Below are 20,147 nucleotides of genomic sequence, written 5' to 3' on the forward strand. Positions count from 1 at the left end.
ATGTAAATTGGTGCTTTTCGATTGTCAATCCATAATCGTAATCTAGATGTCAATAGAGCAATGGAGGTTGAACCATGAGAAGAAAAGAATTTGAAATGATGGATAAGAAGGAGACGGAGTTATTTTTACAGGAGATGAGCTTCGGGGTTCTGGGCACCATCGGAGAGGACGGATGGCCTGAGCTGACGCCTCTTAATTTCGTGTATTACGAGGATCGCATTTATTTTCACGGCAGCAAAATCGGGCAAAAAATGAAAAATCTAAAGCGCGAAGCCCGGGTAACCTTCGCTGTTGCCAAGGAGTATGCCATTATCCCTTCCTACTTTCTAGATCCGAGGCTGGCTTGTCCCGCTACCGCTTATTTTAAATCGGTTCTGATCAAGGGTACGGCCGAAATGGTCGAGGATGCCGGGGAAAAGGCCGGAGCGCTTCAAGCTTTCATGCGCAAGCTTCAGCCGGAGGGAGGGTATGAGCCTATCGATCCGTCAGATTCCGACTATGCTTCTCAGCTGAAAGCAACAGGCGTCGTGCGCATCCGGGTGAGCGAGATGAGCTCGAAATATAAATTCGGGCAAAATTTGACGGAGCCCCGTTTTACTCAAGTGACTGACGGGCTGCAGCAGCGCGGGGGCACATGGGACGCCGAAACCTTAGACCTGATGAACGCCTATTGTCCGCATCACAAAAATATGCAGGAATAAGCCTGGACGGATTCGGCTAATCTCATGACACCTGCTGAAATTGTAGGAGATGTTTAGGCGGAACCGACTATCCTATATCGAAAAAAGAGCTGCCGGCTCAAATTCCGGCTCGCTCTTTTCTTTCTGGCGTATGCAGTTAGGCTTCTTCAGCCTCATGGTAATGCTCTTGGCAAAATGCCTCTACCAAAGCGATTTCTTCATCTTCCATATCAAATTCGAGGTACCGCTCCGTCCCTCTTTCGAAAATCTCATATTTCACGATTCGCGATCCGGCTTCCTCCACGCTGTAGATAGCTCTGACATACAAGCCTTGGTCGGAGTACAGCTCGTCCTCCTCATCGACCTCGATATCCAGGACAAATTCATATCGTTTGCCTGGTAAAATGCCGAACGGGTCCTTTACAAATTCCACGCTGTAATCGGTGATGTTCATAGTTATAGGGTTCATCCTTTCCTTACTGCCTTCAGACCCTATTATACATAGAAAAGAAGCAAAATTAAAAACCTGTTCATCGCTGAACAGGTCGAATGTGTGTTCTTGGAGAAGGGATTTGGAGCAATACGCTATTCGGAAACCTCTGAACCTGACTCTTCTGACCCGTCGGATGAATCTTCTGCTTCTTCGCCGGCTTCTGCCTCTTCAGCTGCTTCCTCCTCAACCTCTTCCTCTACTGCCTCTTCCTCGGCTTCTTCTGAAGCGCTTACAACCACTTCCACTTCCGCTGCAGCCTCTTCAACCAGCAATTCATCCCTTTGAAATTCTTCTCCCATATGAATCCCTCCAATGTGCACTTAGTTTCCCTAAGTGTGATACTATCTTATGAAGGGGAAGAAGGTTTTAGTATTGCTCCATCTGTTCCTCCTCAATAATATTTTGCAGGTCATTGGCGGTGATGCTGATGATGCGGTAAGCCTGTCTATTCGCCAGTGCAGCGGCTTGTTCTTTCATGAACTTTGGGGACCCTTCCTTCTCCTCATCGTATACGAGAAGGATACCGTCTGAATTACGCAGCAAAAATTTGTTTTTCTCTTTAAACTGCCATGGACCCTCATACTTCATCTTCGTCACGCTGTTCACGTAATTGGCTCTCTGGAGCACGCTTGCGTACAAGCTCTTCTTCTCGTCGCTCCAATTCTCCTCCTGCTCGAGAAACGGTGTGATGACAGCCAACTGCAGCTGTTCATGGGTTTCCTGAAGCTCTAACACCGCCTCGGCGGCCCACAGCTCCACACCCCATTGACCGCTGACAATAACCCATTCCAGCCCTTCATCCATCAGGGCGGTAAGCTGCTTTTTGATCGCTTTCTTAATGATGGGAATTCCCGGATGCTTCAGTGAGTAGATGCCCAGCTCAGCTGCCTTATACCCTGTTACCAATATCCGATTCACTGATTCAGCACTCCTTTGTCTCCCGATGCGGCTGCCTCCGCTCTCTTCTCTTTGATGCTAATCCATAGGATAAAAGCGCTGCAGGCCAGCGCTATCCAGGCATTAAACATAAACACATGGCGCATTCCATAAGCCTCGCTTGCAAAACCGCCAAAAAAGCTGCCGATAATTCTTGCCACTCCGAGACTGAGCAAGCCGTTTAGCGTCTGTCCGCTCGCTTTCAGCTCCTTCGGTACTTCCCGGTTAATATACATCGCCATCGTAACCGTCAGGACGATAAAAATCAGTCCATGAAGCGCCTGAGCCGGAAGAACCCAATACGGATTTTCCGTAAACGAGAAGCTGAGCCAGCGCAGCGCAGTAGCCAGGCTCGAAATCAATAAAATATGAATAAGCCGGACGCGCTGCATCAAGCGGTTGGCGAACAGTAGAAACGGGATTTCGCTGAGCGAGGAAATAACCATAGACCAGCCGATCATCGCATTATCGGCCCCAAGCTCACGGAAATAGATGGGAAAGAACGAATAATAATACCCCAATGTTATTTGCAGTACAAGATTAATGGCCAGGTACGTCATTAATTTGCGGTTTTTGAACAGAACCCAGATCTGCATTTTGTTGCTCGCCGACTGATACCCCGATATTTTGGGAAAGCGCGTTAACAGCAAGAGAGAGGCCAGCATCACCCCAGCAAAGACGGGAAACAGGTAATCGATATGAATTTTGGCCAAATAGCCGAACACGATGGACATCATGGCAAAGCCAAACGTTCCGCCCAACCGGATGCCTCCGAAGGACCAGCGCTTTTGTTTGTCCAGCTCCTCCAAGGTAATGGCATCGCTGATCGCGAAGATAGAGGTTTGGAAAAAAGTAAACAGACATACCATAATCAACAAATAGTAGAACGCCGAAGATAGCGGAAACAGCAGAACCATAACTCCGCTGCCGATAAGAAGACAAGCCAGCACAGAGTTCTTGGTTTTTGCCCGGTCCCCTACCATCCCCCATAAAGGCTGGGCAAGCACGGCCACTAGCGGCCCCAAGCTCAGCAAAGTGCCTATTTGTGCAGGAGTGGCTCCTACCGATTGGAAGTAGACCGGGATATAGGTCCCGTATACTGCATTTCCCATATAGACAATCGTGTAAAATAACAGAAAGTAGATCATGAGAGGGTTCTCTCTTTTCATATAGAATAAGGCGTACGAGACCTATTATCTCACCCGTTCCATGGATTGACAACGTGTTTTTCGTGAGGCAAAGCATAGGCGTTCTTCCTCCGGAGGAAGACCTATCTTCCGGGCGAGTCATCGCTCCCTCATTCGAGTACTGCTCAGAGAAAGCATTACCGCACAAGTCTTGTCCCTAATCTTATATCTGGTACAATAGATGGTAAAAACCGTAGTAGGAGAGGAAAGTCATGGAGTTCCGTCTGGATCGGATTGAAAACAAAGTGGAGTTTTTCGAAGCTTACGATATGAAGACGCTGGAGCGAAAAATTTCGGAGCAAATCGAGAATAACAAGGCGCTGCTGCTGGATGTTTACGCTATCGATCATCATGTGGTATTTGACCCTAATCTCGGGAAAATGCTATACAGCGCAGTCGTTCATTTCAAGGCGAAATCGTTTTAAGCAGGCGCATTCAAAGCCCCTCTGCTCCCATTGGCACGGGTTCAGAGGGGCGGTTTCATTTATACGGTCTTCTCGAAATGATATTCCATATCCCCGGCCATTGCCTGAGGCGTATCTCCGGTATCCAGAAAATGATGCGAGTGAATAAGCTGATGCTCGCCAAAGTCAACCTGTTTATAAAATTCATAGCATGGAAAGCCGTCATGAGAACCACGGATATGTGCAATGCCGTCTTTATGCACGGTGACCTCTAAACGATAATCTACAGTCGGGGCGTCAAGCCTTAACGGATTGCTGACGCTGGCTCTCATCACGAAGGAAACCTCATGCTCTCCCCAGACTTCATTTGATACGGTGATCCCGTCCACAGCCGCCCTGCCTTCCTTAAACTGCACCTTACCGTCCGTGTCGGTTACCCGCAAGATCGTTAAGCCGGTGTTGGCGTGAACGACGAGCCTTTGTTTTGCAAAATCGACGCTTACCTCCTGCTCAACGCGAGAACGTCCTGTGTTTACCGCATGGGGAGTGAAGCCACGGATGTCCGCTGCATACTCCAGCTTGTTTCCTGTCTCCGGATCGAGAATTGCCGGCAGCCAGCTCATTCCCCCGATAAACACGCTGGCCCTGATTTTGACGATACTTGCCATGCTCATCAACCCCTCATTCTTTGTAAGGGAAATCGGCTTATGCACTCACCGTGAGCCTATGATATACGACTTCTCTTGCTGCAGATTCACGATTCTTCTGATGTCTACGGACCGTTTCCTCCCATTTTCTATCCCTTGCTCACAAGCCCATTATCTCATCAGCCCCGATCCGTTGACAATGAGAAAAATCCGGCCGCCCTGTAACAAATAAAAAAAGACTGCCCGCAGGACAAATGAATGTCGAGCGGAACAGTCTTTTCTACGCACCTTGATGCGCTTGTCGGATTAACGAAGATCCTTAGGATCTACTTTGTCCATGTCGTGGAACACTTGGTTCTCACCGGCCATAGCCCAGATGAAGGTGTAGTTGTTGGTACCAACACCGGAATGAATGGACCAGCTTGGGGAGATAACCGCTTGCTCGTTGCGAACAACCAGGTGACGGGTTTCACTAGGCTCGCCCATGAAATGGAACACCAGGCCGTCTTCCGGCATATCAAAGTAGAAGTATACTTCAGAACGACGGTTGTGCGTATGGCAAGGCATTGTATTCCACATGTTGCCCGGCTTCAGCAAAGTCATACCCATAACCAATTGGCAGCTTTGAACGCCGTTCAAGTGGATGTATCTATGAATAACGCGCTCGTTAGACGAGTTGATGGAACCCAGGTGCTCGGTTTCAGCCTCTTCCAGACCTACTTTTACAGTTGGATACTGCTTGTGAGCTGGCGTGGAGTTGAAGTAGAAGCGTGCTGGGTTCGAAGCGTCAGCGCTTTTGAACGTTACTTCTTTATTGCCAAGACCTACATACAGGCAGTCTCTAGTGTTCAATTCATATTCTGTACCTTCAACGATAACGGAGCCTTTAGGTCCAACGTTGATGATCCCGATTTCACGACGCTCCAGAAAGAAGTCAGCACCCATCTCATGCTTGTCCGCTTCGAGTTTGATCGGCTCGGAAGTTGGGATAACGCCGCCTGTAATAAAACGGTCAACGTGGCTGTATACCATAGTCAATTTGCCTGGAACAAACAGCCCTTCGATCAAATATTCGTTTCTTAGCTTGTCCGTATCGTACGATTTCGTTTCCGTCGGATTTGTCGCGTAGCGGATTTCCATAACAATAATTGCCTCCTCAGTAATAATTGGCAGCGATGTTGATGGTCCAATTAACCATAAAACGTTTCAATTCGCAAAAAAAGACGAATCACGTTCATCCGCGCCCCTGTATATGGTAACATAAATCCGGGTACATCGCTACCAATACGGAGGAACTTCAAACATTGTCAACAATTGTCCTCCCATTTTTTATCGTTTTTGGAACAAATCACGTACATCGTTCGAAGGTCGGCAGAAAAAGGTTCGGCATTTTCCGAAAGAAGCCGTGACTCCCTCGGTCGAAAATGGTATAATATTGCCTAATGTTATGCCTATTAATTTATGTAAGTTAGATGAATGGAAGGATGGAGCGAGATGAACCCTCTTGCGCAACAGCTCAACGATACGATTGCCAAAGAAAACCCTTATGTGTATGAAATGCTGTCCGATCTGGGCAAGCAAATCTATTTTCCTAAGGTTGGCATCCTAAGCCAATCCGCAGAAGCAAAGCAAAAAGCAAAGAAATTCAATGCCACCATCGGTACTGCATTAGAGAATGGCAAGCCTATGCATCTGAAGGTGATTCAAGATACATTATCCGCCTACGATCCCAAAGATATTTACGAATACGCTCCTCCTGCCGGTAAGCCTGAGCTGCGTGCCGCTTGGCGTGCCAAAATGATCGAGGAAAACCCTTCGCTGGAGGGCAAAAACCTGGGGAACCCGATTGCGACGAACGCGTTGACTCACGGTCTTAGTATCGTGGCCGACCTGTATGCAGGTCCTGGCGATGTCGTCATCATTCCTGATAAAAACTGGGAAAACTACGAGCTGACTTTCGGTATTCGCCGCGGTGCGGAAATGGTATATTACCCGCTCTATAACAGCGAGCGCAAATTTAATGCCGAAGGACTTCGCGAAGCTCTGCTCGCTCAAAAAAGCAAGGGAAAAGCGATTGTCGTCCTGAACTTCCCTAACAATCCTACAGGCTATACACCGGGCCTAGAAGAAGGCAAGCAGATCGTTGCGGCTATCAAGGATGCTGCGGAAGCAGGAATCAATGTCGTAGCGGTAACCGATGACGCTTACTTCGGCTTGTTCTTCGAGGATTCGATGGTTGAGTCTCTGGCAGGCCAGTTGACCGATCTGCATCCTCGCGTGCTGTCTATCAAAATTGACGGAGCGACCAAGGAAGAGTATGCATGGGGCTTCCGCGTCGGCTTCATCACTTATGCCGGTCAAAGCGACGCTATGCTCGCTGCCTTGGAGCAAAAAACGATGGGAATTATCCGGGCGACCATTTCCAGCGGACCTCATCCGTCGCAAACCTTTGTCCTGCGCGCGCTGAACTCCCCGGATTTCAAAGCGCAAAAGCATGAGAAATCCCTCATCATGAAGGGCCGCGCCAACAAAGTAAAAAGCATTCTGGACAGCGGCAAATTCGATGGAGTCTGGGAATACTACCCATTCAACTCCGGTTACTTCATGTGCTTGAAGCTGAAAACCGTTGATGCCGAAACGCTCCGCACCCACCTGCTCGATAAGTATGGTGTCGGCACAATTGCCCTGGGCGAAACGGATCTGCGTGTTGCCTTTTCCTGCATTGAGGAAGAGAATCTTGGAGAATTGTTCGAGACTATCTACCAAGGTGTTCAGGACTTGCAGCAAGTGTCGGCAAAATAATAGATTGATATGCAAAACCCTGGCTGTCCGTTGGACGGCCAGGGTTTTATTTGATATAAAAGCAGCTATAGCTTAATAGGATCATAGATGTCAAAATCAAAAAAATCGATCGCATCGGCTGCAATGTGAAACGGGTTCACTGACTTCAACCGTCACTTATTTATTACCGAGTTGTTGCGCCAAACCAATTAGAATTCCTTCGCTTCCACGAATGTAGCAGAGCTTATACGAATTCTCGTACTGAACCACTTCGCCAACGAGCTGAGCCCCATGCTTAGTGAGTCTGGATACCATTTCGTCAATGTCTTCAACGGTGAACATGACGCGCAGATAACCGAGGGCATTTACAGGAGCAGTTCGGTGATCTGATATAACAGGTGGGGTGAGAAACCGCGAAAGTTCAATCCGGCTGTGGCCATCTGGGGTAACCATCATAGCAATCTCTACACACTGTGAACCCAGCCCGGTTACGCGGCCAGCCCATTCACCTTCGACAGTGGCTCGCCCTTCGAGTTTCAAGCCAATCTCCTCGAAGAAAGAAATGGCGTCATCAAGGGATTCTACAACGATGCCAACATTGTCCATTCTTAGTAACTTGTTTTTTTCCATAGCTTTATCTCCTTATGTGTACAAATTGATTACCTGATCCTGTTGCAAATATTGAGGATCGGCAAGTATCTTCAGTTCCTTTAAATCCATGAGGATGTCAGCTCCGAACAGTCATGTCATTCTCATTATAGAACATTAGTTCGTATATATCAACTATTTGTACCAAATTTTAACATAACCTTAGAAAAAAGTGAAAAGAAAAACGCAGCTCTTGAGCTGCGTCCAGATTGTTGAATAACCTTCTCCACATCAAATCAACAGATTAAACAAATGGGGATTTTTGTTAAGCTCGACGAACTTGAAGCCTTTAAGCCGCATCCGTTCGACCAGAGGCTCATAGTCCTCCTTATGCTTAAGCTCGAGACCGACCAGCGCAGGCCCGTTCTCCTTGCTCGTCTTCTTCGTATACTCGAATCGCGTAATATCGTCGTTCGGCCCGAGCACTTCATCCAGGAACTCACGCAAAGCACCGGCACGTTGAGGGAACTCCACCGTAAAATAATGCTTAAGCCCTTCATAGATCATCGACCGTTCTTTGATTTCCTGCATCCGGTCTATATCGTTGTTGCCTCCGCTGATGATACAAACGACATTTTTACCGGCGATCTGCTCCCGGTAAAAGTCCAGCGCCGTAATGGTAAGCGCTCCAGCCGGTTCGGCTACGATGGCATTCTCGTTGTACAGCTCCAATATGGTTGTGCATACCTTGCCTTCCGGCACGACGATAATGTCATCACAAACCTTTTGGCAAATATCATAGGTCAATTCTCCGACACGGCGCACGGCTGTCCCGTCCACGAATTTGTCGATGTCCGTCAGCGTCACAATCTCGCCTTGATCGATCGATTGACGCATGGATGGCGCTCCCGTCGCCTCGACACCGATAAATCGGGTCGAAGGACTGATGCTTTTAATATACGTTCCTACACCGGCCGCCAAGCCGCCGCCGCCAATTCCCGCAAAGACGAAATCGACGGGCTCCCGCATATCGTTCATCAGCTCAAGACCTACGGTGCCTTGCCCGGCAATGATTTTTTGGTGATCAAACGGATGAATGAACTGCATGCCTTCCCTTTCGCAATAATTCACCGCTTCATTCAAGGAATCGTCGAACGTATCGCCGATCAGAATCACCTCAATGAAAGGGCCGCCAAACAGCTTCACTTGAGAAATTTTTTGCCGGGGTGTCGTTGTAGGCATGAAAATCTTGCCTTGGATTTGCATCGCCTTGCACGAGAAGGCGACACCTTGGGCGTGGTTGCCCGCGCTGGCGCATACGACGCCCTTGGCCAGCTTGTCCTCCGGCAGGCTGCGTATTAAGTTATAAGCGCCGCGGATTTTGAACGAGCGGACCACCTGCAGATCCTCCCGCTTCAGAAACACGTTGCAGTTATATTTTTCCGATAAAATAAAGTTTTTTTGCAGCGGGGTATGATGGACGACGTCCTTCAGCACGTGACTGGCCACGATGATATCTTCTAGCTTGACAGTTTGATTATCCATAAGCTCCTCCGGTTGACTTCATTAATTTTTCTATTATACACCTATGGCGTCACGTGTCCATAGATTTGCCAAAAAAAGAACAGCCCTCCTGCGAACTCTCTGGTTCACGGGAAGACTGCTCCTTTTGTAATCTAACCTTTCCACTATCTATATCGATATAAGGGATTAGCGGATGACAATCGTATGAACGAGCTGGTCTTTACCTCTCAGCTCAACCAAACGGTTCGTGGTCAGCTGGGACAGGTCCCCTTGAATAGTCAAATTGGAGGACGTGTTGTACACCGCTGTTTGTACCGTACCATTGCTCAAGGTTTGGTTGATAGAGATAGTAGCAATCGATCCGGCAGAATTTAGCGTGTAGGAGTTCAGGTTGCCGACAACCGTGAAATCGATTTGCTCGTCAGCCAATTTGGTCACTTCAACGAAAATAACTTGACCGTTATAAGTGCGCACATTGACTTGATCTCCTGCTCTCAGCTCGGAAGCCGATACGGTACGGCCATTACGAACGATCGTCGCGTTGGAAGCGAAGGATACGTTGTAGGTTTGGTTATCTTTGGTCAATGTCAGCGTGTTGTTGCTAACAGCTGTATTAACTGTAGCTGCGAATGTCGTGTTGTCAGGCAGCTGGCTTTCAGCGAGCTTGGTCACTTCGATGAAAATAATTTGGCTGTTATAAGTGCGTACATTGACTTGATCTCCCACTCTCAGCTCGGAAGCCGATACGGTGCGGCCGTTACGAATGATCGTCGCGTTGGAAGCGAAGGATACGTTGTAGGTTTGGTTATCTTTGGTCAATGTCAGCGTGTTGTTGCTAACAGCTGTATTAACCGTAGCTGCGAATGTCGTGTTGTCAGGCAGCTGGCTTTCGGCAAGCTTGGTTACTTCGACGAAAATGATTTTGCCGTTATACGTACGGATATTGACTTGATCTCCCGATCTCAGGTCAGAAGCCGATACCGTACGACCGTTACGAAGGATAGTCGCATTCGATGCGATCTCTGTGCTGTAAGATTGATTATCCTTAGTGTAGTAAAGCTTGTTATTGCTTACTGCAGCGTTCAAGGATGCGGAGAAGGTTGCGTTGTCCGGTGTAGTCGAATTGCCGCCTGCGGCTTTGGTTACTTCTACGAAGATCGCTTTACCGCCATAGGTACGAACGATGACTTGATCTCCCGATCTCAGCTCGGAAGCCGCTACTTTAACGCCGTTTCTAAAGATGAAAGCATTCGAATCAAGCTCCACGGTATAAGGCTGACCGTTATTAGTCAGAGTCAGCGTATTGTTGCTCACTGCTGCGCTCAGTGTACCTTTAATCGACGTGTTATCCGGAAGCTGGTTGCCTGTGCGATCGAGCAATGCAGCGAGCTCCGCACGTGTTACCGGACGGTCCGGACGGAACGTATTGTCCTCATAGCCATCAACCAAGCTCTTCTCAATAGCTTCTTCTACATAACCGACGGAGCCGGCAGGAATTTTATTGGCGTCCTTGAAGGTCAGCTTCGTATTCATTTTCGCTTTAGCTTCTTCCTGAAGCTTCAATGCTTTAATTAGAAGCGTAGTCGCCCAGAGACGGTCTGCTTCTTTTTCCGGTTGAACGGAATCATCGGATTCCTGGAACAAGTCATTTTGAAGCGCTACCGCAACATAACCGACAGCCCAAGGATATTTTTGCTTGATTTTATCTGCATCTTTAAAGTTCAGGTTCGAATTCATCGCTTCTGTCGATTCGGCTTGGTCACGCAGCCCCATCAAACGAACGGCAGCGGTGATAGCCTCGATGCGGGTGATCGTTTTGCGCGGCTGGAACGTCCCGTCCTCATAACCCTCGAATACTCTCTTGGAAGCCAGGCTGGCAATATAGCGGGCGGCCCACTCTACATCTGCGCCCTTCACATCGTCGAAGGACAGCTTGATCGTCATGTTTTTCACGTTCAGGTTATTGATATAAACATCGCTGTTATTATTTTTGTTATTGACTTTGGTTTGAACCGCATCGCGGCCGCGGTCTTTATCATTGCCTTTTCCCTTGCCGTTGCCGTTGTCGGCAAATGCCGCGGTGGAACCGCCCAGCACCATGGCCATTGTCAAACCGGTAACCATAACCTTCTTGAAAGTATTGTTCATCATCATAGCTCCTTGTTCATAAATAGTGGGGGTAAGCGGCGCCAAAATTGCTGCAGACAACCCTAGGCACCGGTGGATGTATAGTCATGATTTGTGAATCAGAACCTTCGCGAAGAATTCCTGTATTTACTACTACAATGTTTCGCCTGCCCGAAAATGTTTGTGGGGGTCTTTTGAACAGGCATGAGAAAAATGGTAGACTATTTTTATACTGTTTTTTTCGGTAAGGGAAATTCCTAAATCGAACAGGTAAGGAAAGGATTGGGGGAGAATACCACGTAATGAAATGGAATGGAAAAAAGTTATCCGTCGGCCTGTCCGTTTTGGCCCTGGTAGCGGCTGGAGCCGTCTACTCGGTGATGCACTTCGGAGGCGGCGGAGCACAGAATAACCCAGGCACGACGGAAGCATCGTCTAGCGGGACCAAGCCGCAGACCGTGACGCCGACACCAACGCCGGAGCCGCCGATCCCATCGGAAAAGGTCGATGTGGTTGTGTTGGGAAGCGAGCTTGAGGGATTGTATCTGGCAAGGGCGGCCGCCGATGAGGGGCTGAAGGTGAAGGTGCTGGACCCTCGCGAAGCGTTCGGTGGACAAGTTCTCCAGGGTGAGATGCTGTTCCTGGACGAAACGAGAGATGATCAATACCACTCGCTGGTTCAAGGCCGCGCCAAGGAGCTGTTCGACGGCTTCCGCAACGGCAAAATACGCAAGCTGCCGGAATTTACCCAGTATTTTGATAAGCTGAAGAAGGATATCCCTGTCGAGTCCGGCATCAAAATTCAAGAAGTGAAGCAAACCCCGGGCAAATTCGGGGCGCACGCGGTGGAATCCATCACCTATTCCGGAAAAGACGGAGCCAAGAAAAATATAAAGGCGGATTATTTCGTCGACAATACCGACTTTGCAGCATTGATCAGCAAGCTTGACGCCAAACGGATGCCGGGCCTGGAAGCCTTCTACGGTCAAAATAACATCGAGTATATGAGCTCAGGCATGATGATGAAGTTCAAAAATGTCGACTGGAACAAATTCAAAACAAGCTTCAACAATATGACTCCGGAGCAGCGGAGGGCCAAGTACGGCGGAGGCTCAGTCGATGACAGCTTTGCCATTGGACTCAGCGGCATGACAAGCGCCTATAAGCCGACCAACGATAGAGTGTTCCTGCGGGGACTGAACGCGGTGAACCAGCGCGACGGTGAAGTCATCATCAATGCGTTCCTGATCTATACCGTCGATCCGAGTGATGACAAATCGGTAGCCGAAGCCATGGAGCTCGGGAAGAAGGAAATCCCGCTGATTCTGAATCATTTCCGCAAAAATATTGTCGGGTGGGAAAACGCAGAGCTGAACGGCTTCCCGAATTACTTGTACATACGTGAATATAACCATTACGAATCCGATTATGTGTTAAAGCCGTCGGACATGCTGGGAGCCAAAATGTTCTGGGATAACGTCAGCATCGCCGGTTATCCTCTCGATCTGCAAGGAACGAGCGCCAACAAGTGGGGCATTGAGATGGGACGTCCCGACAAATACGGGATGCCGCTGCGCAGCTTCCTTTTGAAAAACTACGACAACGTCATTCTTGCCGGAAAGAACGTCGGTGCCTCCGCTATCGCTTACGGCAGTGCGCGAATTCAGCCGAATACAAGCACCGCCGCCGAAACGATCGGCATTTTGATGGGACAGCTAAACGGCAAGAAGAAGCTGAGAGAGCTTACCGAAGCGGATATGCCGGCATTGGACAGCTACCTGGAAACCAAATACAAAATTAAGCTGACCGGCGTCAAAGGCAATAACAAAATTGCCGGATGGACCAATGATGAAATCGCAAAGCTCGATACAGGCGAGATCGTTTATGCTTCCTATGTGAATAAACGCAAGAAATAAGTGCCTGCAGGCCTTTGTTCTCGGGAAATCCCCGCTAATCAGCGTGTATAATCCAAAATTTCCCGAGAACAATAGCGACCGGAAGAGGGTACCCCACCGGGGTACCAAAGCAATTTTCAGATTTTCAGGTTTTTCAACAGACTAAAGCAGAGAAAACGTTCTACCGTTTCCTCTGCTTTTTCTTATACGCTATGCTGTTTTGCAGGCTCTTGAAGCCGCAGCTGCTGCGCGGCAAATTCCCGATATAATGCATGCGTCTCCAACAGCTCCGCGTGAGTCCCTTTGCCTGTAATCCGGCCTTTCTCCATAAACAGGATTTGGCTGGCGTCTACCACCGTGGACAGCCGATGGGCTATGACGAGCGTCGTCCGCCCCTTCATCAAATTGTTCAATGCTTCCTGCACGACAATTTCGGATTTGCTGTCCAGGCTGGAGGTTGCTTCGTCCAGCATCAGGATTTGGGGATCTCTTAGCAGCGCGCGGGCTATGGCGATTCTCTGGCGCTGTCCGCCGGACAGCTTAATTCCCCTCTCCCCGACCTCCGTATCGTATCCCTTGGGCAGCTCGCTAATAAACAGGTCCGCATACGCCATCGCGGCAGCCCGCTGAAGTTCCTCGTCCGTGACGTCCCGCTCCATGCCGTAAGTGATGTTTTCCCTTATCGTCCCTGCAATAATAGGGCTTTCCTGCGACACATAGCCGATTTGGCTTCTCCAGGATTGCAGCGAATACTCTTCAACGCTCTCCTTGCCGAGCCGGATCGTTCCGCTCTGCGGGCGGTAATATCGTTCCAGCAAGGAGAACATCGTCGTCTTGCCGCTGCCGCTAGGGCCGACAATTGCCGTTACTTGTCCCGGCTCCAAGGTGAAATGAACGTCCTTTAATACCGGATCGCCGCCGTCGTAGCCGAATGAAACATGGTCAACGGTGATCGTTTGACGCGCATTCTCGAGCTTCCGTCCCTGCAGGGTGTCTTCCTCCTCCGCATCCAATGTGTCGATGATGCGCTCCGTTGCTCCCATCGCTTTTTGCAGCTGGGTGAAGAATTGGGTAATCTGGGTCATCGGCATGACGATTTGGATCAGGTACAAAATAAACGCGACCAGCTCACCTGCTGTCAGAATGCCGGATGATACCCGCATTCCGCCATAGCCTATAATGACGACCAGCAGGGCCATCAGGACGAAAGAAATTAAGGGAGAGATCAGCGCCTGAACCTTCCCCTCTCTCACGCCATAATGAAATAGCTTCATAATACCGGCTTTGCCAGCCTCATATTCCAGCGGCTCTGCATTGGACGACTTCACAAGTCGAATTTCTGACAGCACCTGGGTCAAGACGCCCGTAAACCGGGCTGTTTCGTCCTGCAGCCCTTTGGATATCAAAAACATCTGACGTCCGATCGGCAGCAGAATAGCCACCGAGAGCGGTACGGCCAGCAGCATGATCAAGGTCATCTTCCAATCCAGGTACAGCAGGATAGCTATAGAACCGATGATCGAGATCACTCCGTTAAAAAAGCTTGTGAGGTGCTCCGAAATAAGCCCCTTCACAATTCCGGTATCGTTCGTCATCCTGCTGATCGTCTCCCCGGTACGATGATTATCGTAATAAGGAACGGTCAAGGCGAGCAGCTTCTTCCACAGCCGATCCCGCAGGTTCGCGACAATTTGCTGCCCGACGCGATTCAGTAAATATATGGATACTCCTCCCGCCAATGCCTGGGCAGTGAATGTCATAACGAGCAGCACGATCTGCTTGGGCTCAATCGACGTTAGGGAAAAGCTGTCCACAAGGTTTTTGGTGAACAAAGGTACAATCAATCCTACAATCGTCGAGATGACGCTTAGTCCGACTGCGATGCCAAGCATCCATTTGGAGGGCTTCGTCTGCCGAATGACCTTGATAAATAAGCGCCACTGTCCTGATGGGTTCTTCCCATTCATCTTTTCCATCTCCTATCCGACCTCTTTTCTGTATGTCCGTTTCTTACCGGTAATTCTCTCGCAATAAAAGATTACGATATCTATTTAAACGGAATGTAAACGAAAAGGGTTCAACCCGGCGCAGCTGGACCGATGTAAAAACTTTTTATATTTATTTTCCCCCTGTTAGTCCTGCGGCTTCATCCCTATACTATGGCTATAGTAATGAGATCGGAGTGATGTTGGATGAGTGAACATTGGATTAAGTATCAACCGTGCAATGAGCGCATAACAAACCTTCAAAAGAAAGCTTGGTGGGATTATCAATAAGAAGCACGAACTTACAGCCTTAGAAGCGTTCGGCTATCAGCCGTTTGTCGCTAATCAGCACAAGGAAGACTACGATATCGGACGCGTTGCGCTGGAGCATACGCATCTGTATCGGATATACTCCGAAGATGGCGAATGGCTGGGGGAATTGTCCGGCAAATACCGTTATGAAGCCTCCGTACGCGATGACTACCCGGCGGTTGGGGATTGGGTATGGATGAGGAAGCTCCCCGGAGAACGCAAAGCGATCATTCACGGAGTCTATGAGCGTAAAAGCAAATTTTCAAGGAAGGTTGCGGGCCAGACGACAGAAGAACAGATCGTGGCTGCCAATGTCGACCGTGTGTTCCTGGTCATGGCTTTGAACCGCGACTTTAACGTGAGGAGGCTGGAGCGCTATCTTCTAACGGCCTATGAAAGCGGTGCGGCACCAGAGATTGTTCTGACCAAAAAAGATTTGTGCGAGGACGGAGAAGCCGAGGCCAAGCTTGCTGAAGTTGAGGCCATTGCCTTCGGGGTTCCTGTTTATATGGTCAACAGCCTTGCCGATAAAGGAACTGAGAAGATTCTTGGTACCCTTAAGCGGGGTGAAACGATAGCCTTGCTTGGATCTTCGGGCGCCGGCAAGTCGACTCTGCTGAACAGCCTTTATGGCGAGCAGCGGCAAAAAACAGGCGATGTGCGGGAAGCCGACGACCGTGGAAAGCATACGACAACCCATCGCGAGCTTGTTATCCTCCCGTGCGGCGCGCTCATCATAGATACGCCGGGAATGAGGGAGCTGCAGCTTTGGGAAGGAAGCGGATCGATGGATATCGCGTTCCAGGATATCGATACGCTTGCGGCAAACTGCCGCTTTGCGGATTGCAAGCACCAGCGCGAGCCCGGTTGCGCCATTCAAGCCGCTTTGGCAGATGGGCAGCTCGAACCCGAGCGATTCGCGAGCTTTCTCAAGCTCCAGAAGGAGCTCGCTTACATGGAACGAAAGGCGGACGCCGCAGCCGCTCGGGTCGAGAAGGACCGTTGGAAAAAGATTCATAAAGAAATGCGAGGCCGAGGTCAGCGGGAATGACCTTGGCCCGTTTGTTTCAGAAGATCTAAGGGGATTATTCACCTTCACCTGCTGCTGTAGTTCCTCTTCAAGTGCTCGTGAGATTCCGCATCATTTCGCAGCATGCTTCTGGCATACCGAGATGATATTGCCGTCCTCGTCACGGATATTAAAGAAGGCCACCTGATCAAAACGATGGATCCCGTAGACCACCTCGAAGCCGCATTCCCGGGTATGCTGGATGGCCTTATCGATGTTGGACGTGCTCAAATGAAACAAGACCGGACCTTTCTCCGGAACCGGGATATGCTCCATCCCGTTGGAATCAAGCAATAGATTTGTACCATTAGCCAGATGGAACTGGTGGAGCTGGTTCGTATGGCGATCCTCCTTGCGAACCTCCAGCCCCATCAGACGGCTGTATCTCTCCACGGCGCGATCGATATCTCTAACCCATACGACAACGTTATCTACATGAGCTTCGATACTGTAATGGGCCCGTGTGCCATTAATTCCGCCGAACGCAAGATGGTATCCATCCGGGTCTTCGACGATAAATTCCTTCCACGGTCCTTGGTCCGGATAGATGACAGGCTCCTTGGCAATCTTCGCTCCCTTGGTGCGGAAATCATTGTACATTTGATCCAATGCATCCCAATGCTCTACATAAGCGTATACGTCGACACCTATGGAGGATCCCTTAGCAGGAGGATTCGGTCTAACTGCCGATGCATCCCCTGCTTGCAGCAATTTCAATGCAAGACCGTGGAGACCGTCCTTCACTGCCCACCACGGGGTTACGTCAAAGCCTAATACATCGCGATAAAAAGCCTGTGACCGTTCTGCGTCCGATACCATCAAAACCGTAAGCGAGCTGCTGATTTGTTTCCCCATTTCATCTCTACCTGCTTTCGTTTAATTGAATGGCTCCCCATAGGTTGCCGAAAGGATCATAAAATTTGAGCACCCAGCCAAAGCCGTCATCCCGATAATAAGTGATTGTACTGCCCAGCCCGGCAAGCAGGTTGTGCAGCTCATGAATTTGTCCGGTACGATACAGCAGCACCGGCATGTCCTTACCGTTCACTGTAAAATGGGCCGCCGTGTTGTCCTTCGTCTCCCACAGCATCAACATAGGCCCTTCCGGCAAAGTTAAAAAAGCATGTACATGCTCATGCTTTCCTTCCAGCTTGAAGCCCAGATGCATGGTATACCAGGCTATAGCCTGCTCCAGGTCAGATACCGGAATCTGCATATGCTCCAGCTGTAATAACATTCCGCTCACCCCTTCCTCCTTTGCCAAATCAATGCTATCAGCACAAAACAGAACCGATATGCGAATATATATTCTCCTTTTGATTTCCAATTCCTTCTTTATATGGATCATAACATTCATAAAGTCCACCTATACTTGCAGACAAAAAAAACCGGATACAGCCCAACAGGATTCTCCTGTCTGACGTATCCGGCATATTTTTTCGTTATTATCATCCATTCCAGCTTATCTAAGCTTCAGCCCGACGCGCACCCCGTGCTCCTCAAAGGCAATTTCTCTCACAGCGGCCGGTTTAGGAACATAGTCATTCAACTGAATTTGCAGCGGGTTCAGCTGAAACCATGTGCCGGGAATCGATACTTCCTTGATCTGTGTAGCCGTATGGGTCGCTATCATATTGGGCTCTTTCCAGGACATCGTAAAGTACAGCTTGGCGCCGAATGTCCACTGCCCCTTATATAGCAAATTGACATCCGCCACCCACCGATTGCCTTCCAGGGAAAATTCGGCCCCTGTCATTTCAAGATCGGAGCCCACTTGAGGATGGGCGGCCAGCGCTTTTTTCAGCAGGCTGTTCACTTCCGGCTCCGTCAGATCGACCTCAAGCTTGCGGCTCGTCAGCATGTTCGCTACCTTATTACGAACTTCAAGCTCGGAATAATTCAAATCCAGCGTCCTCGCCGGCTGAACATACCAGTAGGCTGCGCCCAGCAGCAATGCGCACACTATGGCAATAGACAAAATCCCCCTTAGCAGCTTCCCCATATTCTCTTGCGAGCTCCTCCCCCAACCTCATCTTCCATTTCAACCAGACTCATTACATGGAGCTATTTATAGCTTCGGCTTATTTTGCTTCTCCTTAAGCCAGCGCGGAGCTCCTTTATTTTTGCGATCCTTTTGGCGCTCGCGCTCCGTCTTGCGCTTATCGGGGACGGATGCCGGTTTCACGGCAGCCTGCTTAGGCTTTGGCGCCAGCGACGCGGTTCTTGCCTTAAGAGCATCAGGTCTTGCTGCCGTCTCCTTTGGAGAACCGCCAAGGGTCTCGCCGTTCGCTTCCCCGCTCCTGCGTCTTGCAGGCTCTACTCTGGTACGGTTCGCCGCTTTAGGCCCGCTTCTTCGCTCCCCGGGATCGAGCACCTTCCCGTAGGCCATTTCCTTTTCCTCGATTGTAATTCCGAGCGATTTGGAGAACTTGTTGATAATAAACCGTTCCTTGGGCGTAATGATCGAAATTGCTGTTCCCTTCTTGCCCATTCGGCCTGTCCGGCCGACCCTGTGAACATAATGATCGGCATCTATCGGGGGATCCAGATTGATGACATGCGTCACATGGGGGATATCCAGTCCTCTGGCGGCGATATCCGTTGCCAGAAGCAGCTGGAATTTGCCGCTGCGAAACGCCTGCATTACCTTGGCCCGTTCCTGTTTGCCGGCATCCCCGTACAACGCCTCAATGGACAAGTCTGCATATTGCAGCTTGGCGACTACCTCGGCCACATCCTCCGTTTCGTTGATGAAAACAATAGCCGCAGGAGGATTGTACAGCCGGACAAGCCGTCTTAACGTATCGATTTTATCCCGCTCCTCGCATACGAAGAACAGATGCTCCAGGGTCTGCGACGTTCTCTGCTCGGGATTAACCTGCACGAATACAGGCTCATGCATCCATTTGTCGATAACCGCTTGAACCGGTTCCGGCAGCGTCGCCGAGAAGAATAGCACCTGGCGTTCTTTCTGCATCCCCTTGAAGATGGCCTCCACTTCATGCATGGAACCAAGCTCAAACACTTGATCCACTTCGTCAACGACCATGTAATGGACGTAGTGCATGCTTAGCTTACGAAGCTTTAAAAGCTCCAGAACCCGGCCAGGGGTACCCACCACTACTTGAGGACGCAGCTTGAGGCGGTCTATTTGCCTGCTGATGGCCGCGCCGCCGATGAGCGACTGGACCCGAATGCCGCTTCCTTCCGTCAGCTGCTCCAGCGTATGTACGATTTGTATGCCCAGCTCGCGGGTCGGTACAAGCACTACAGCCTGTACGTTCTTGGAGGTCTTGTCTATTTTATGCAGCAGCGGCAGCGTATAAGCCAATGTTTTCCCGGATCCTGTCTGGGATTGGGCTACAACATCCTTCCCCTCCAGAATGACGGGAATAGCTTCCGCTTGAATCGGCGATGGGGTGACAATATCCATTGCCTGCAACCGCCTTACGTAAACATCCTCAATATGTAAAGAAGCAAAACCGTTATTCATCGAATTCCCCCTTCATAAATGCATCA

19 protein-coding genes are annotated in these 20,147 nt (G+C 49.7%); 5 read left to right on the plus strand and 14 right to left on the minus strand.

What is annotated here, in order from left to right:
- Positions 1–74 precede the first annotated feature (74 nt).
- Positions 75–701: a pyridoxamine 5'-phosphate oxidase family protein gene (locus ABEA66_RS18720; RefSeq protein WP_345589742.1), complete on the plus strand. Its 627-nt coding sequence runs from the start codon at positions 75–77 to the stop codon at positions 699–701.
- Positions 702–837: 136 nt separating this feature from the next.
- On the opposite strand, the gene ABEA66_RS18725 is transcribed toward ABEA66_RS18720, so the two are convergent.
- The 4 genes from ABEA66_RS18725 to ABEA66_RS18740 all read right to left on the minus strand — a co-directional run bounded on the left by ABEA66_RS18725 (position 838) and on the right by ABEA66_RS18740 (position 3,278).
- Entirely contained in the window at positions 838–1,134 is a 297-nt protein-coding gene (locus ABEA66_RS18725; protein WP_079909877.1) for a DUF6509 family protein, read from the minus strand.
- Between the two features lie 131 nt (positions 1,135–1,265).
- Entirely contained in the window at positions 1,266–1,472 is a 207-nt protein-coding gene (locus tag ABEA66_RS18730) for a hypothetical protein (protein ID WP_192704108.1), read from the minus strand.
- Between the two features lie 67 nt (positions 1,473–1,539).
- Positions 1,540–2,091 (minus strand): SLOG family protein, encoded by a 552-nt coding sequence (locus ABEA66_RS18735; protein WP_079909875.1) that lies wholly within the window; start codon positions 2,089–2,091, stop codon positions 1,540–1,542.
- Entirely contained in the window at positions 2,088–3,278 is a 1,191-nt protein-coding gene (locus ABEA66_RS18740; protein ID WP_345589744.1) for an MFS transporter, read from the minus strand. Before ABEA66_RS18740 ends, ABEA66_RS18735 begins: the two co-directional genes overlap by 4 nt.
- Positions 3,279–3,508: 230 nt before the next feature.
- Between ABEA66_RS18740 and ABEA66_RS18745 the strand changes: the two genes are divergently transcribed.
- Complete coding sequence (locus ABEA66_RS18745; RefSeq protein ID WP_345589745.1) at positions 3,509–3,721, plus strand: YrzA family protein; 213 nt, start codon at positions 3,509–3,511, stop codon at positions 3,719–3,721.
- A gap of 59 nt (positions 3,722–3,780) precedes the next feature.
- On the opposite strand, the gene ABEA66_RS18750 is transcribed toward ABEA66_RS18745, so the two are convergent.
- On the minus strand, positions 3,781–4,368 hold the full coding sequence (locus ABEA66_RS18750) for a DUF3238 domain-containing protein (RefSeq protein WP_345589747.1): 588 nt from the start codon (positions 4,366–4,368) through the stop codon (positions 3,781–3,783).
- A 285-nt stretch (positions 4,369–4,653) separates the two neighbouring features.
- The gene (gene kduI, locus ABEA66_RS18755) at positions 4,654–5,487 is read right to left on the minus strand and encodes a 5-dehydro-4-deoxy-D-glucuronate isomerase (RefSeq protein WP_179135954.1); all 834 of its coding nucleotides are present in this window, start codon (positions 5,485–5,487) and stop codon (positions 4,654–4,656) included.
- A 354-nt stretch (positions 5,488–5,841) separates the two neighbouring features.
- On the opposite strand from kduI, the gene ABEA66_RS18760 reads away from it, so the two are divergent.
- Entirely contained in the window at positions 5,842–7,149 is a 1,308-nt protein-coding gene (locus ABEA66_RS18760) for an aminotransferase class I/II-fold pyridoxal phosphate-dependent enzyme (protein WP_345589750.1), read from the plus strand.
- A 156-nt stretch (positions 7,150–7,305) separates the two neighbouring features.
- Here the strand turns inward: ABEA66_RS18760 and ABEA66_RS18765 are convergent, their stop codons facing one another.
- The 3 genes from ABEA66_RS18765 to ABEA66_RS18775 all read right to left on the minus strand — a co-directional run bounded on the left by ABEA66_RS18765 (position 7,306) and on the right by ABEA66_RS18775 (position 11,388).
- Positions 7,306–7,758 carry a VOC family protein gene (locus ABEA66_RS18765; protein ID WP_079909869.1) on the minus strand — a complete coding sequence of 151 codons (453 nt, stop codon included), beginning with the start codon at positions 7,756–7,758 and terminating at the stop codon, positions 7,306–7,308.
- Between the two features lie 249 nt (positions 7,759–8,007).
- A complete protein-coding gene (gene ilvA / locus ABEA66_RS18770) occupies positions 8,008–9,261 on the minus strand; it encodes a threonine ammonia-lyase IlvA (protein WP_079909868.1) in 1,254 nt (417 codons plus the stop codon).
- 165 nt (positions 9,262–9,426) lie between these two features.
- Entirely contained in the window at positions 9,427–11,388 is a 1,962-nt protein-coding gene (locus ABEA66_RS18775; RefSeq protein WP_345589755.1) for an S-layer homology domain-containing protein, read from the minus strand.
- Positions 11,389–11,669: 281 nt separating this feature from the next.
- Here ABEA66_RS18775 and ABEA66_RS18780 point away from each other — a divergent pair, with 281 nt between their 5' ends.
- On the plus strand, positions 11,670–13,283 hold the full coding sequence (locus tag ABEA66_RS18780; RefSeq protein WP_345589757.1) for an FAD-dependent oxidoreductase: 1,614 nt from the start codon (positions 11,670–11,672) through the stop codon (positions 13,281–13,283).
- Positions 13,284–13,465: 182 nt separating this feature from the next.
- Here ABEA66_RS18780 and ABEA66_RS18785 read toward each other — a convergent pair whose 3' ends face one another.
- Positions 13,466–15,238 (minus strand): ABC transporter ATP-binding protein, encoded by a 1,773-nt coding sequence (locus ABEA66_RS18785; RefSeq protein ID WP_345589759.1) that lies wholly within the window; start codon positions 15,236–15,238, stop codon positions 13,466–13,468.
- A 292-nt stretch (positions 15,239–15,530) separates the two neighbouring features.
- On the opposite strand from ABEA66_RS18785, the gene rsgA reads away from it, so the two are divergent.
- Positions 15,531–16,610: a ribosome small subunit-dependent GTPase A gene (rsgA, locus tag ABEA66_RS18790; RefSeq protein WP_345590094.1), complete on the plus strand. Its 1,080-nt coding sequence runs from the start codon at positions 15,531–15,533 to the stop codon at positions 16,608–16,610.
- Between the two features lie 90 nt (positions 16,611–16,700).
- Here rsgA and ABEA66_RS18795 read toward each other — a convergent pair whose 3' ends face one another.
- The 4 genes from ABEA66_RS18795 to ABEA66_RS18810 form a co-directional block, all read right to left on the minus strand.
- On the minus strand, positions 16,701–17,483 hold the full coding sequence (locus ABEA66_RS18795) for a VOC family protein (protein ID WP_079909863.1): 783 nt from the start codon (positions 17,481–17,483) through the stop codon (positions 16,701–16,703).
- Between the two features lie 7 nt (positions 17,484–17,490).
- Positions 17,491–17,865, minus strand: coding sequence for a VOC family protein (locus tag ABEA66_RS18800; RefSeq protein ID WP_079910158.1), 375 nt, complete (start codon positions 17,863–17,865; stop codon positions 17,491–17,493).
- A 225-nt stretch (positions 17,866–18,090) separates the two neighbouring features.
- Complete coding sequence (locus ABEA66_RS18805) at positions 18,091–18,630, minus strand: hypothetical protein (protein ID WP_345589762.1); 540 nt, start codon at positions 18,628–18,630, stop codon at positions 18,091–18,093.
- A gap of 66 nt (positions 18,631–18,696) precedes the next feature.
- Positions 18,697–20,121, minus strand: coding sequence for a DEAD/DEAH box helicase (locus ABEA66_RS18810; RefSeq protein WP_345589764.1), 1,425 nt, complete (start codon positions 20,119–20,121; stop codon positions 18,697–18,699).
- Positions 20,122–20,147 lie beyond the last annotated feature (26 nt).

Source organism: Paenibacillus vulneris, from assembly GCF_039543185.1.
Lineage (GTDB): Bacteria > Bacillota > Bacilli > Paenibacillales > NBRC-103111 > Paenibacillus_S > Paenibacillus_S vulneris.